Here is a 14,059-nt window from a genome sequence, read left to right on the forward strand (position 1 = left end):
CACACCCAAGTGACGCCCAACAACTCCAAGAGCATCGACCCGAGGCGCCCCGCCAGCCGCCAGCCGCCAGCCGCCAGCCGCCAGCCATCCGCCAAGCCAGCGTGGAGGCTACCGCCAAGGGCGTCCTGAAGTGCTGCAGGGCTCATCTCCCTCCGGCCCGCGTCTTCGGCCCGCGTCTCTCTACCGCTCTCCCGACCTCCCACCCGCACGCCTGCCTGCCTTTCCGCCGCTCCCCCTGGTCCAAAGCGATTCCGGGCAGCACGAAGCCGGGAGAAAACAGGCTCCCCCAAATCGACATTACGGGGGTGAGTGCTCGGTCGTCAGGACGTATCCACGGTCTGTGGATAACCGCCTTCGGAGAGCCCAGGGGCAGGGCGGGGTCCGGACCTGGACCTGCGCAACTTCGGGTCGGGCGCCGACCACGGCGACAGACGGAGGCACTGATGGAGTCGGCGAATACGGGTGGGACTGTATCCGGGATACGCCGGGGCACAGGGGACCTGCGCCGGCGGAGGTCGATGGTGATCCTCTACTCGGCCTTCCCGTAGCCCGTCTACCTGTCCCCAGCGGTCCGACACGCGCCACGACGCCCGCAGAGGCGTTCGGACACACGTCGGCCCCGGGAAGCCTTCTGGGCTCCGGGGCCGGTCGGGTCAGTGATCCTCGGGGGGTAGCGGCTCGCTGCGTACCCTTCGAGAGGGTGGGCCCGAAGTGAAATCAGGCATGGGCGGCCTCGGGGGCTTGAGCACCATCGGGCGCTTGCGCACCGGATCACCGGGTCGTGGCCGCGGAGTGGGCTCCGGGGCCCGATCGATCTCCTCGGCGGTGGGTTCCTCCACCACCTCGGGTTCCGATTCGAGGAGGGGTTCGGGTTCGGGCTCCGGCTCGGGGCGTGCGGCGCCCGGCGGCATGGATCCCCACCGGAAAGCGGCGCGTACCTCGGGGCCGGTGTCGTGGTCCAGGGCGAGGTCTGCGGTCGATCCGGTCCGCTGAGCGACGGAATCGAGCGACGGCAGGGGCTCCGGTTCGGGGGATTCCTCCTCCTCGGGTGGTGTCCACACCGGCGGCACGTAGTCGTCCAACGCGGATGCCTCGGAGCGGTCAGCCGGGGGCTCCCACAGGGGGACGCCCCTATCCGAAGGCTCGTTCGCGGTGGCCACCGTGGGTTCTTCGGGCTCCTCGAACTCCTCGGACTCCTCGGGTTCCGTGGGTTCAGAGGCTTCGTCGGTGTGTTCGGGGAAGAACAGGCGAACACCGGGCAGCTTCTGCGCAGGCTCGGTGGAGTCGGATTCCTCCTCCCAAGGCTCCGTCTCGGGTTCGTCCTGCTCGCCTGAATCGGGTGCCGGCGGCGGGAGCGGTGGGGCCTCGGACTCGTCCGAGCTGGGGTCGCCGACGTCGGGTTCGTGCACGAACCCCTCATCCCGTTCGCCGGTCGACACCTCCCACGTCACCGGATGGAAGTCCTCGGCGTCCTCGGTGTCCTTGGCGTCATCGATGCCGGTCGGTTCCGGTTCGGGGGCTTGGGCCCCCGGCACCACCGGTGCCTCGGCGGCGGCCCGCTTGATCGGGTTGTCGCCGGTGCGGGCGCGTCGCGGCAGCCGGACCGTGGGGACGGAGGGCTCGGGTTCCGACAGTTCAAGTCCCGGCAGCCCGGGTTCCGGCAGCCCGGACCCCGACAGCTCGTCCTCTTCCCGAGGCTCTTCCGCTCCCTCTGTCTCTGCTCCCCCCGTCTCCTCTTCCTCGGCTTCCCCGGCTTCCCCCGCCCCCGCTTCCACGACGTGCGGGATGGGTTCGGTGGGCGCCTCGGAACCACTCGCCTGCGCTTCGATCTCCGGCTCGGTACGCGCCGGTTCCTCGGGCCTGTCGAGCTTTTCAGGCTTCTCGGGCTCTTCCAGCTCCTCCGGCTCGCCGCCCAGACGCAGCAGTCGTGTCTTGAGGGCCTCGGGCGCGTCCTCCCTGGGTTCGGTCCGGGGCTTGGGCGCACCTCGTAGGACGGTGGTGCGGTCGTCGCTGGGTTTGGGCCGGGGACGTGCCTGCGCGTTCCGTCGCCGCACGTGCGCCCGCACGGCGATCCACAGCAGGAAGGCGACCATCAGCGCGGCCAACGGCGCTACCGCCACCACCACGGTGAGACCGCGGGGGAGGGTGTCGCCCAGCTCGGCGAACCAAGCGGTCCTGGTCAGAACCATGGGTACCGCTGCGCTGAGGATCAGCAGTGGGATCAGACCGATGTCGATCCACAGGCGTTCGCGTGGCGGGGCCGCGCGCAACATGTAGCTGACCCAGAAGGCCATGAGGACCAGCAGGGTGAAGGTCACCGGGAACACGTGGGCCAGAGGGAGGGCGCTGTCGGCGTGCACGATCGCGGCGAGGCGGTAGATGCCCTCGTAAGCGATGAAGAGTGTGCACGCGGCGATGACGCCGACGAACAGCGCGCCGAAGACGAGAGCACCGGCTCCCGCGCCGCGATCCGCGCTACGACCGTTACGTGTCCCCGTCTCGGGGGCGTTGTTGTAAGGGGCCATCGTCATCGCAGCGTAGTCCAGCGGGTGGCGCTAACACGAGATTCCGGCCGATTCCGGTTGCTTCCCGACGCCTAGAGAAGGAGAGGTTATGTCCGTTCCTGAGGGAATTGACGGAGCGTGTTCGGTCGCGGCCCGGGTGAGTCGTCCCTTGTGAAGGGGGCAAGTCACATCCGAACAGGGCGAATACGGTTCACCACATATAAGTGCTCGGGACTGTCCGGAGGGCGAAGGGAGGTGGTGGAGCTTAGAGGTTTGTGACGCATACGCGAGGGGAAAGCGGATACGCTTGACCGTGTGAGTCTGCGCTTCTATGACACCAGTGCCCGACAGGTTCGAGAGTTCACCCCGCTTCGCGAAGGGTGTGCCTCCCTGTACCTGTGTGGTGCCACCGTGCAGGCACCTCCCCACATCGGCCACATCAGGTCGGGCGTCAACTTCGACATCCTGCGCCGGTGGCTGACCCACCTCGGGTACGAGGTCACCTTCTGCCGCAACGTCACCGACATCGACGACAAGATCATCAAGGTCGCGGCGGAAGAGGACGTTCCGTGGTGGCAGGTGAGCGAGCGCAACCAGCGCGCCTTCACCTGGGCCTACGACATCCTGGGCTGCCTGCCGCCCACGGTCGAGCCGCGCGCCACCGGTCACGTGCCGGAGATGATCGAGCTCATGCGGCGCCTCATCGACGCCGGTCACGCCTACCCGTCCGAGGACGGCTGCGGCGACGTCTACTTCAACGTGGGTTCCTACCCGGCCTACGGGGAGCTGTCCAACCAGCGCCCGGACCAGCTGGTCGAGGCAGCGGACACCGACCCGGACCGGGACAAGCGCGACCCCCGAGACTTCGCCCTGTGGAAGGGCGCCAAGCCGGGTGAGCCCACCTGGGACACCCCTTGGGGCCGGGGACGTCCGGGTTGGCACCTGGAGTGCTCGGCCATGGCGACCAAGTACCTGGGCCCCAGCTTCGACATCCATGGCGGCGGTCTGGACCTGGTCTTCCCGCACCACGAGAACGAGCAGGCCCAGTCCCGGGCCGCGGGTGACGGGTTCGCCCGGTACTGGCTGCACAACGGTCTGCTGGCCGTGGGCGGCGAGAAGATGAGCAAGTCGCTCGGCAACTCGCTGCGCATCCCGCAGATGCTGGAGAAGGTGCGGGCCGTCGAGCTGCGCTACTACCTGGGACAGGCGCACTACCGGTCCACCATCGACTACTCCGACGCCGCGTTGCAGGAGGCCGCCGTGGCCTACCAGCGCATCGAGGGCTTCCTCACCCGCGCCGTCGAGGTGCTGGGCTCCGTCGAGCACGCTCTGGACGTCCCCAAGGAGTTCACCGAGGCGCTCAACGACGATCTCGGTGTCTCGCAGGCCCTGGCGGTGGTCCACGGGCACGTGCGCGAGGGCAACACCGCGCTGGCCTCCGGTGCCAAGGAACGGGCCGCGGAGTTGGCCAACGAGCTGCGCACCATGCTCGAGGTGCTCGGTCTGGACCCGTTGAGCCCGCAGTGGGCCTCCGGAGACCAAGGGCTGAGCGAGGTCGTGGGCGCACTCGTGGCGGTCGCACTCGAACAGCGCAAGGCCGCTCGGGGGCGTAAGGACTACGCCGCCGCCGACGCCATCCGTGACCAGCTGGCCGATGCCGGCGTGGTGGTCGAGGACACCCCGCAGGGGCCGCGCTGGGACCTGCGCCGGGGCTGACCCGACCGATCCCGAACCGACGCGTGTGGTCACGCGTCCCCACTAGGCTGGGAGTTTGCCGCCGCCCATCGGCGAGACGGCGACCCATCGGCCGGAAGTGTTCTTCCGGCATGCTCGCGACACGTATTTGGAGGCGGCGATCATGCCGGCGAAGAAGAACAAGAAGGGCCCGACCAAGGGCAGCGGCGGTAAGGGACGTCGGTCCCTCGAAGCCAAGAGCGGCACTCTGCCCGCCGAGCAGCGGCACTGGTACGAGGGCAAGCAGCGTCACAAGGCGAACAAGAGCGCCGCGCGTTCCGGTGGTTCCGCCGGCCAGGGTGGTGGCCCCGAGCGTTCGCCCAACCGCCCGGACAACTCCGATCTGCTGATCGGTCGCAACCCGGTCGTGGAGGCACTGCGTGCCGGCATGCCCGCCACCCGCCTGTTCCTGTCCAACAGCCTGGACCCGGACGAGCGCGTCAACGAGGCCGCCAAGTCGGCCGGCGCGCAGGGCGTGGACGTGGTCGAGGTGACCCGCTCGGAGCTGGACCGTCGTTGTGAGAGCAACGGCCTGCCCGGCGCGGCCCACCAGGGCATGGTGTTGCAGGTGCGGCCCTACCAGTACTGGGCGTCCGAGGGGCTGCTGGACAAGGCGCTGGACTCGCGGACTCCGGCGCTGATCGTGGCCCTGGACGGGGTGACCGACCCGCACAACCTGGGCGCCATCGCCCGCTCCGCCACCGCCTTCGGCGCTCACGGCCTGCTCATCCCCGAGCGTCGTGCCGCCGGGGTGACCATGGCTTCGTGGAAGACCTCCGCGGGCACGCTGGCCAAGCTGCCCGTCGCTCAGGCCACCAACCTGACCCGAGCCCTGGAGGCCTACAAGAAGGCGGGTCTGTTCGTCGTCGGTCTCGACGCGGGCGGGGACGCGCGGCTGCCCGACCTGGAGCTGGCCACCGGACCGCTCGTCATCGTCGTGGGTGCCGAGGGCAAGGGTCTGTCCCGTCTGGTCCGCGAGACCTGTGACGTGGTCGCGAGCATCCCGATCAGTGGCGCCGAGTCCCTGAACGCTTCGGTCGCCGCGGGTGTGTCCCTCTACGAGGTGGCACGTCGCCGGGTCGCCCAAGCGGAGTAGACCTTCCCGAACTCCTGAAGGATCGGTTTCGGTCGTCCCACCCGTGCCCGGGGCCGATAGCGGACCAGGGAGTCGTTTGTGAGGCCGGGACCGTTCTGGCAGATTCGAACCATGCGCGTAGAGATGCTGGGGCCCTTCGGGGTTCGAGACGGCCGGGGGCGGCTGTCGTCCGTCCCCGGTGGGCGTGTGGTCTCCCTGCTGGCCCGGTTGGCGCTGTCTCCGGGGCAGGTGGTCCCCACGGCGGTCCTACTGGAGGACCTGTGGGACGGTGTCCCGCCGGACGGTGGCCACAGCACCGTCCAGCGGCTGGCCTCCAGAGCCCGTTCCCAGCTGCGTGCCCAGGACGTCACAACCCTCGGACCGGTGGCGACGTCCGGCGGGTACATGCTCGACGTGGCACCCGAAGAGGTCGACTCGCACGTCTTCGAGCGGCTGGTCGCCCGGGGTGGTGCCCTGTTGCGCGGCCACGATCCCCATGGCGCGGCCGAGACGTTGCGCCGCGCCTTGGACCTGTGGCGTGACGAACCCTTGGTGGACGTTCGCGCGCGCTTCGCCGAGACCGAGCGTCGGCGCTTGGCGGAGCTACGGCTGAGCGCCACCGAGGATCTGGTCGAGAGCGGTTTCCGGACAGGAGGAAAGGACGACCCGGTCCCGGCACTGCGGGCCATGTGCGACGCCCACCCACTACGGGAGCGCTGCCACGGTCTACTGGTCCAGGCCCTGCACCAGAGCGGTCGCGACGGCGAGGCCCTGGCCGCCTACGAGCGTCTGCGTACCACCCTGGCCGAGGAATTGGGGGCGGACCCCGCGCCATGGATCCGCGAACTCCACACGAACATCCTGCGTGAGGTGGCACCACCCCGACACGGCTGGTCCAACCCCTATCTCACCCGTTTCTTCGGGCGTGAGCGGGAACTCGAATCGATCGGGTCCCTGCTGGAACGCACCCGCCTGGTGACCCTCTTCGGCCCTGGCGGGGTGGGCAAGACACGCACCGCGGCCGAGTTCGCCTCACGCGGCGAGGAAGGCGACCGCCAGGTCTACTTCGTGGAGTTGGCGGTCGCCCGCGAGGAGAACGGTGTCATCGACGCGCTGGCCGCCGCCGCCGGTATCGGAGGTGGCCCACTAGCGGTCGGTCAGGACCTCGGCCCGAGCCGCCTGTCCCAGGTCTTCTCCGCCTTCTCCGGGAGCCGGGCTCTGCTGGTCCTGGACAACTGCGAGCACCTGGTGGACGACATCGCCGCCGTGCTCGTGCGCCTGCTCGCGCACTGTCCGCAGCTGTGCGTGCTCGCCACCAGCAGGGAACCCCTCGCGGTCAATGGGGAGGCGTTGATCTCCCTGGACCCTCTCGGGCTCCCCGAGGGCGACCCCCGGCGATCCACCGCCGTGGCCATGTTCGTCGAACTGGCCTCCCTGGCCGATCCGGGCCTGGTCCTCGACGACGAGGCGATGGAGGTGGTGGCGGAGATCTGCCGACGCCTCGACGGGCTTCCATTGGCCATCGAGCTGGCCGCGGCGCGCACCCGGGCGATGTCCCTCCAGGAGATCTCCCGGCACCTGGAGGAACGGTTCGCCCTGTTGTCCACCACCCGTAGGCCGATCACGAGCCGGCACCGCACCCTGCGCGCCGTACTGGAGTGGAGCTGGAACCTGCTGACCGACGAGGAGCGCGCCGTGGCGTCCAGGATGTCGGTCCTCCCCGGCGGGGTGACGGCGTCCGCGGCCGCCGCGGTCTGTTCCGGGGCCGGTGTCGCCCGGGAGGACGTACCGTTCCTGTTGGCGGGACTGAGCGACAGGTCGCTGCTGCGCGCCACCGACTCCTCGGAGGGTCTGACCCGTTACCGCTTTTTGGAGACGACCCAGGCGTACGCACTCGAACGGCTGCTGGAGTCCGGGGAGGAGGGGCCCGCGTGGGCCGGTGCCGTCGCCCACTACACCGACCTGGTACAGACCTGCGCCCAAGAGCTGCTCGGTCGTGGACAGATCAAGGCGCTGCGCGTTCTGGACGATGAGTACGACAACGTCATGGCCGTGGTCCGGTACTCGATGGAGCGGGGGGACGCGTCGTCGGCGGCCCGCCTGAGCCGTGCATTGAGCTGGTATTGGGTGCTCCGTGGACGATACGAGGACGCCTCCCGATGGGTGGGGGAGGTCGTGGACCGGGACGAGGAGTTCCCTGGAGACACCCGGAACGTACTCCGCGCTCTGCGGGTCATGCTCCAGGGACAGGGCGGCACGGGCCAGGCCGACGCGGTGCGGTTGGCGACCGACGCCGAAGCGCTCTCCGCCTATCCGCCGCTGGCCGTGATCGGCCTCAGGTGCGCGTTGGCCGCCGGAGACTGGGACCTCGTCGGATCGGTCATCGAGGTCACCCGGGAACACCCGCATCCCTGGGTGCGCGCGGCGGGGCTCTCCTACCGCGCGCTGTGGGCGGAGGCCAAGGGGGACGCGGCCGGGGCCGAGGCCGACACCGAGGAGGCCGTCGCGGCCTTCCGCGTGGTGGGGGACCGGTGGATGACCGCCCAACTGCTCAGGGCCCTGGCCGAGTACCAGTCGGTTCGGGGCGAGGGCGAACGCGCGGTACGCGGACTCCGGGAGACGTTGGAACTGACCGGGACGGTGGGCGAGAGCGCGAGCCTGACCGTGCCCGTGTTGATCAGTCTGGGCACGGAACAGGTTCGTGCCGGTCACCTCGACGACGCCGACACCACGTTCGCCCGGGTGCTCGCCGCCGAACCGGCTCCGCTCGTCGAGCACCGCATCCAGTCCCTGGTGCGGATGAGCGACCTGGCGCTCGCCCGAGGGCTGACGGTAGAGGCCCGGAGCCTGACCTCCGAGGCGCGCGTCCTGCTGGGCGACGCCCGCCTGGACGCCGACTACCTGCGGTCCGAGGTGTTGCAGCGTGAGGCCGCGATCGCCCTGGTGGAACACGACCTCGGGCGGGCCGTGGAGGCGGCCACCGCCGCGCTGGAACTGGCGGTGGGGTCGGGCATGAACTCCTACTCCGCCTCGGCCCTCGAACTCATGGCCAGGGTGGAGTCGGCTGGGGGCGACGCGCGTGCCGCGGCCCGAGCCCTGGGGACGGCCGCCCATACCCGGGGCCGTAGGGACGAGGGGAGTCCCCGGGTGCGCGATCTCCTGGCGCGTCTGGAGAAGGAACTGGGCCGCGCGGAACTCGACGCCCTCATGGCGGACGCGGACTACTTCCGGAGATAGGTCAGCACCGCCTGGACACGCCGGTGGCCGTTGCCCGGGCCGGACAGGCCGAGCTTGCCGAAGATCGCACCGATGTGCTTGCTGACCGCGGGGGTGGACAGACCCAGCAGGGAACAGATCCCCGCGTTGTCGTGCCCTTGCGCCATGAGGTCCAGTACCTGGTGCTCGCGGTCGGTGAGGGAGCCGAGGGGGTCGCCGGCGGGACGCCCGCCGATGAGTTGGTCGACCACCTCCGGGTCCAACGCGACACCGCCCCGGGCCACTCGGGTCAGCGCCTCCACGAAGTCGCTCACCTCGCCCACCCGGTCCTTGAGCAGGTAGCCGATCCCGTTGGTCCCACTGCCGAGGAGCTCTCCCGCGTACTCGTGGTCGACGTGCGCCGACAGGACCAGCACCGGCATGTTCGGCACCCGACGCCGGATTTCGGCGGCGGCGCGCAGGCCCTCGTCGGAGAAGTTCGGTGGCAGACGTACGTCGATCACGGCGGTGTCGGGCCGATGCCGGTCGAACAGTTCCAGGAAGGTTTCCGCGTCCTGCGCGGCGCCCACCATCTCGAACCCCTCCACCTCCAGCAGCAGGGAGAGGCCTTGACGCAGGAGGACGTCGTCCTCGGCGATCAGTACGCGCATGGGAATCTCGCTTCCACTGTGGTGGGTCCGTCGGCCGGGCTGGAGATGTTCAGCGTCCCCTCCAAGGAGGCGACCCGTCGGCGTAGTCCGGCCAACCCGCTTCCGGCGTGCTCGTCCGCCCCGCCGTGGCCGTCGTCGGTGACACGGACGAGGACCGACCCCGCGGTCTCGGTGAGGACCACCGAGGCTCGGGAACCGTTGGAGTGCTTGTGGACATTGGTGAGGGCCTCGGCGACCACGAAGTAGGCGGCTGTTTCGACGGCGACGGGCGCACGGCCCAACCCGTCCGCTTCGACGGAGCAGGGCAGGGCGCAGCGGGCGGCCAGGGAGGAGACGGCCGAGGCCAGACCTCGGTCGGCCAGCAGCGGGGGGTAGATGCTCCGGACGACGTGGCGGAGTTCGCGCAGTGCCTCGTCGGCGGCGTCCTTGGTGGTCTCCAACAGGCCCCATGCGCGTTCGGGGTCCTCGGCCAGTATCCGTTCGAGGAGTCCCAGGTGCACGCGCACGGCGACCAGGCGGTTCTGGGTGCCGTCGTGCAGGTCCCGCTCGATGCGCTGGAGTTCCGTCCGGTGCACCTCCAGCGCGTCGTCGCGCGAAGCCGTGATCTGGGTGATTCGGGCGAGGAGTCCGCGGTCCCCTCGCTGGAGGAGGGTGCGGTGCGCCAGCCGGGAGTGCCAGAGCGCCGACCGGGGGACCAGGGCCAGGTACAGGGAGAGGTAGACGAGGCCGACGAGCGGGGTCACCGCGGCCGCGGCCCAGGAGTCGACCCGGTACAGGCCCGGGTTGACCGCGTACTCGGAGGGGAGCGACCACCACCACAACGGGCAGGTGAAGGAGACCACGGTCCCGACGGCGAGGACCAGCGTCACACAGCCGATCACGGAGCCGGCCGCCGAGTTCTCCAGGGCCCAGCGCACGGCGGTGAGGAAAGCCGGATCGCCTTCCCTGTCACTACGCGAGATCGATTTTTCGTGGCCTCGCAGGGTCAGGTGTCGAACAGCGGACTCGTTGTCCCTGTTCGCGACCCGGATCAGACGATTAACGACCCATCGGCGCAGTGGATATCCGATGAGGAAAGAGGTGGTGATCTGGGCGATGAGAAGGATGACGAGAAGAAACCAGGTGTGCGTTGAGGAACGAAACGCATGGACGATGTACCGTGTGTCGTCCGTCGTGCCCCGGCACGCTCCGAGCAGTCCCCGAGCTCTGGCCGCAAGCCTTCCTCCACCAGGTGTGCGGCGTGCTGATTCCTTGGTCCGACCCTTGTCCCTCGGCATCGTTCCCTGCGGTCTCCGTTGCTTCTCAGAATGGCGGGGAACTCTGGCGGGACTTTTTTCTTGAATCCTTTGATGTACGATGCGGGTAAGTCCACCAGGGGGTTTCAATGTCGTCGTTCCGTGAGTCTTTCGTCGCGACTGGTGATGGTTCGGAGATTCATTCGGAAACGGTCGAGGAGATTCCTCTGAGAATGGAGGGAGTGTATCGAAGGTACGACTCCGAAGGGGGGTCGATCGACGCTCTTGCGGATATTTCCCTATCCGTTGCCAGGGGGAGTTTCGTCGTGTTAATGGGTCCTTCGGGCTCGGGAAAGAGCACGTTCCTGCACTGTGCCTCCGGGGTGGACCGGCCCACGGACGGTGAGATCTGGCTGGGCGGCGTGCCGCTGTCGGGGATGGGGGAGAACGACCTCACCCGGCTGCGTCGTGAACGGGTCGGTTTCGTCTTCCAGGCCTACAACCTGCTCCCCGCACTCGACGTGCAGGACAACGTCACCCTGCCGCTGCGCTTGGCCGGTGCGCCGCTGGACCGGGACTGGGCGGACCGGATCCTCGAACGGGTCGGCATCGCGGACCGGCTCGGGCATAGGCCCGCGGAGCTCTCCGGAGGTCAACAGCAGCGCGTGGCCATCGCCCGCGCGCTCATCGGCCGCCCGGACCTGATCCTGGCCGACGAGCCCACCGGTGCGTTGGACTCCGACACGGGGGGACGCGTCCTGAGACTGCTCCGCGAGAGCGTCGACGACCTCGACCAGACGGTCCTCATGGTCACCCATGATCCTGTCGCCGCTTCCTACGCGGACACCGCCCTGTTCCTCGCGGACGGCAGGATCGTCGACTCACTGGACGGGCCGACCGCTCCGACCGTGGCCGAGCGGATGAGTCGCCTGGGGAGGGGGTGAGCATGCTCTCCGTCGCGCTGAAGACCCTGCGCGCGCGAAAGGGCGCCTTCGCCGGAACCTTCCTCGCCCTGGCGTGCGCCTCCTGCCTCGTCACCGCCTCGGGGGTGCTGGTCGAGTCGGGGTTGCGGGCCTCGGTGGAGCCCTATCGCTACGCCGGGGCCGAAGCCGTGCTCGGAGGCGACCCGGCCGTGGAGTTCGACGGGCGGCATCGCACGACCGGCGCCGTGCTGCCCGAACCCGTCGGTCTGCCGCGGGAGACGGTCCAGGAGGTGGCCGGCCTCACCGGAGTGCGAACGGTGGTCGGTGACCACCGGCTCTCCCTCGACGTCGTCTCCCCTGAACGGGACGGGGAGGTGACACCGGTGTCCGGGCACGGATGGGACACCGCGCCACTGGGTCCGTTCACACTGGTGGACGGGGAGGCCCCCGGTGACACCGGGGAGGTGGTCGTGGACGCGCCGCTCGCCGAGACGCTCCAGGTCACCGTCGGGGACCGGGTCGAACTGGTCGAGGACGGTGGGATACGGCCCTACGAGGTGAGCGGGGTCGCCGGACACGAAGATGACGCACGTGCGCGGGAACACGTGCTCTTCCTCCACCCCGACGAAGCGGCGCGGCTCTCCCCGGCCCCGGACTCCTTCCAAGCGGTCGGGGTGGTGGCCGAGGAGGGGGCCGACGTCGACCGGCTCGCGGACGAGCTGGTCGCCGCCGTGCCCGACGCGGTGGTGTACGAGGACGGAACGGTCGACCGCGTCGAATTCATCGATGTCGGGGAGGGGCGCTCGCTCCTGTTGTTGGTCGCACTCTCCTTCGGTGGGTTGGCCCTGCTCATCGCCTTGTTCGTGGCCACCACCACCCTGGCCCTGGTCACGGACCGAAGGCTCCGGGAGTTCGCCGTGCTGCGGGCGATCGGCGCGACCCCCCGCCAGGTCGCCCGCATGGTGTGCGTCGAGACGCTGTTGCTGTCCTTGATCGCCGGGGTGTCGGGGAGCGTTCCCGGTGTCCTGGTCGCCGAGGCGCTGCGGTCGTACTTCGCCCATCTGGGCGCGGTGCCGGCGGACCTGACACCGGCCCTGGGGCCGTTGCCGTTCTTGGTCGCCGTGCTGTTGGTGGTGGCCACCGCGGTCGTCGGCACCCTGGGAGTGGCCGCGAGTGCGGCGCGTACCTCGCCGGTCGAGGCGCTGCGCGAGACGCGCGCGCCGGGCCCGGTCGAGCTTCCCGGGTGGCGTCGGGGACTGGGGCTCCTCTGCCTGCTCCTGGGCGTGAGCGCCGCGATGACTCCGCTCGGTATGCGGACCGAGGCCGGCGCGGCCGGTACGGGCGGAGCCGTTCTCGTCCTGGTCCTGGGCATCGCCCTGCTCGGCCCGGCACTGACGGGTCCGCTCCTCGGTGCGGCCGGACGGCTGTTGCGAAGGCTGCCGGTCAGCGGATTCCTCGCGGCCGCGGCCACCGCCGCCGACCCTCGACGCTTCGCCACCCTGCTCACCCCCTTGGTGTTGGCGGTCGGTTTCACCCTGACCATGGTCACCACCCAGTCCGTTCTGGGCGCGGCCGCCGAACGACAGGTGGACGAAGGTCTCGGCGCGGACGCGGTACTGCGCGCCACCGGGTCCTCCGGTGTCCCGCCGCAGGTGGTGGCGCGGGTCTCGGCCTTGCCGGAGACGGGAGCGGAGTCGATCCTGCGCGATACCTCCGTCATCGTGCGGGCCGACCTGTTCGGTGACTCGGAGCCGATGGAACTGAGGGCCCAAGGGGTGTCGGCCGGTGCGGCGGGGACGCTCCTGGACCCCGGCGTCGTCGCGGGGGACCTGTCCGACCTGCGTCCGGGGACCGTCGCGTTGGAAAGCTCCAGCGCCGACCTGGCCGGGGTCGGCGTCGGTGACGAGCTGGAGGTCGTACTCGGTGAGGGGACACCGGCCACCGTCCGGCTGGTCGCCGAGTACGAACGTGGGCTCGGCTTCGGTCAGGCCCTGTTCCCGGAACAGGACCTGGAGGCGCACAGCGGGCCTCCCCGGCGCCTCCTGGTCGGTGCGGCCGAGGGGTACGGTCGACAGCGGCTGGAGGAGGCCCTGGCCTCGGTGATCGCCGACCAACCCGGTCTGGAGGCGGAGAGCGTCGATGACCTCGCCGCGGACGGCCGGTCCGAGTCGCGCGTGGCCGCCTGGATCAACTTCGCGGGGCTCGGGGTGATCCTCGCCTACGTCGCCATCGGCGTGCTGAACTCCCTGGTGATGGCCACGGCGGGGCGATCCCGCGAGTTCGCCCTGCTGAGATTGATCGGGACGGAGCGTCGGATGGTGGTGCGGACGGTCCTTCTGGAGACCGTCGTGCTGGTCGCCGCGGCCGTGCTGCTGGGCACCATCGTGGCCCTGGTCCCCCTGTCCGTGCTCAGCGTCGCCTTCCTCGGGTCGCCGTTCCCACCCTGGCCGGAGGGGTTGTACGTGATGGTCGTGGGTGCGACCGCGCTCATCTGCGCGGTGGCGGTCCTGGCCCCCACGACGGTCATGCTGCGCAGGCACCCCGGGCAGACGGTGGGTGCCGACGAATGACCGTGTGTCGGTGCGGTCCGGAGCGCTTTCGGTCGGTTCGCGGACACCACGCCGGTCACTGTACGGACCGGCCGGTCACGGGTGTCCGCGGGCTGACCGGTCACTGACCGCCCGCCCTGTGAGAGTTCCTCCGGACAGAAGGAGGAACACCA

The 14,059-nt window shown here is 69.9% G+C and carries 8 protein-coding genes; 5 read left to right on the forward strand and 3 right to left on the reverse strand.

Annotated features, from left to right (window positions below; all coding sequences use genetic code 11):
- Positions 1-653: 653 nt before the first annotated feature.
- Positions 654-2,531 carry a hypothetical protein gene (locus NLI01S_RS22590; protein WP_067608146.1) on the reverse strand — a complete coding sequence of 626 codons (1,878 nt, stop codon included), beginning with the start codon at positions 2,529-2,531 and terminating at the stop codon, positions 654-656.
- Between the two features lie 288 nt (positions 2,532-2,819).
- Between NLI01S_RS22590 and cysS the strand changes: the two genes are divergently transcribed.
- The 3 genes from cysS (at position 2,820) to NLI01S_RS22605 (ending at position 8,550) form a co-directional block, all read left to right on the forward strand.
- The gene (gene cysS / locus NLI01S_RS22595) at positions 2,820-4,220 is read left to right on the forward strand and encodes a cysteine--tRNA ligase (protein ID WP_067608148.1); all 1,401 of its coding nucleotides are present in this window, start codon (positions 2,820-2,822) and stop codon (positions 4,218-4,220) included.
- Between the two features lie 142 nt (positions 4,221-4,362).
- Complete coding sequence (rlmB, locus tag NLI01S_RS22600) at positions 4,363-5,334, forward strand: 23S rRNA (guanosine(2251)-2'-O)-methyltransferase RlmB (protein WP_067608183.1); 972 nt, start codon at positions 4,363-4,365, stop codon at positions 5,332-5,334.
- 111 nt (positions 5,335-5,445) lie between these two features.
- Entirely contained in the window at positions 5,446-8,550 is a 3,105-nt protein-coding gene (locus NLI01S_RS22605; RefSeq protein WP_157091108.1) for an ATP-binding protein, read from the forward strand.
- On the opposite strand, the gene NLI01S_RS22610 is transcribed toward NLI01S_RS22605, so the two are convergent.
- Together NLI01S_RS22610 and NLI01S_RS22615 are read right to left on the reverse strand one after the other, a co-directional pair.
- The gene (locus NLI01S_RS22610) at positions 8,535-9,179 is read right to left on the reverse strand and encodes a response regulator transcription factor (protein ID WP_067608154.1); all 645 of its coding nucleotides are present in this window, start codon (positions 9,177-9,179) and stop codon (positions 8,535-8,537) included. The two genes, NLI01S_RS22605 and NLI01S_RS22610, sit on opposite strands and share 16 nt — an antisense overlap.
- Entirely contained in the window at positions 9,167-10,456 is a 1,290-nt protein-coding gene (locus NLI01S_RS22615; RefSeq protein ID WP_084392815.1) for a sensor histidine kinase, read from the reverse strand. Before NLI01S_RS22615 ends, NLI01S_RS22610 begins: the two co-directional genes overlap by 13 nt.
- 191 nt (positions 10,457-10,647) lie before the next feature.
- Between NLI01S_RS22615 and NLI01S_RS22620 the strand changes: the two genes are divergently transcribed.
- The gene (locus NLI01S_RS22620; RefSeq protein WP_084392816.1) at positions 10,648-11,358 is read left to right on the forward strand and encodes an ABC transporter ATP-binding protein; all 711 of its coding nucleotides are present in this window, start codon (positions 10,648-10,650) and stop codon (positions 11,356-11,358) included.
- A 2-nt stretch (positions 11,359-11,360) separates the two neighbouring features.
- Complete coding sequence (locus NLI01S_RS22625; RefSeq protein ID WP_067608157.1) at positions 11,361-13,907, forward strand: ABC transporter permease; 2,547 nt, start codon at positions 11,361-11,363, stop codon at positions 13,905-13,907.
- The last annotated feature ends 152 nt before the right edge of the window (positions 13,908-14,059 follow it).

This window comes from Nocardiopsis listeri NBRC 13360 (genome assembly GCF_001570765.1).
In the GTDB taxonomy this organism is placed as follows: Bacteria; Actinomycetota; Actinomycetes; order Streptosporangiales; family Streptosporangiaceae; genus Nocardiopsis; species Nocardiopsis listeri.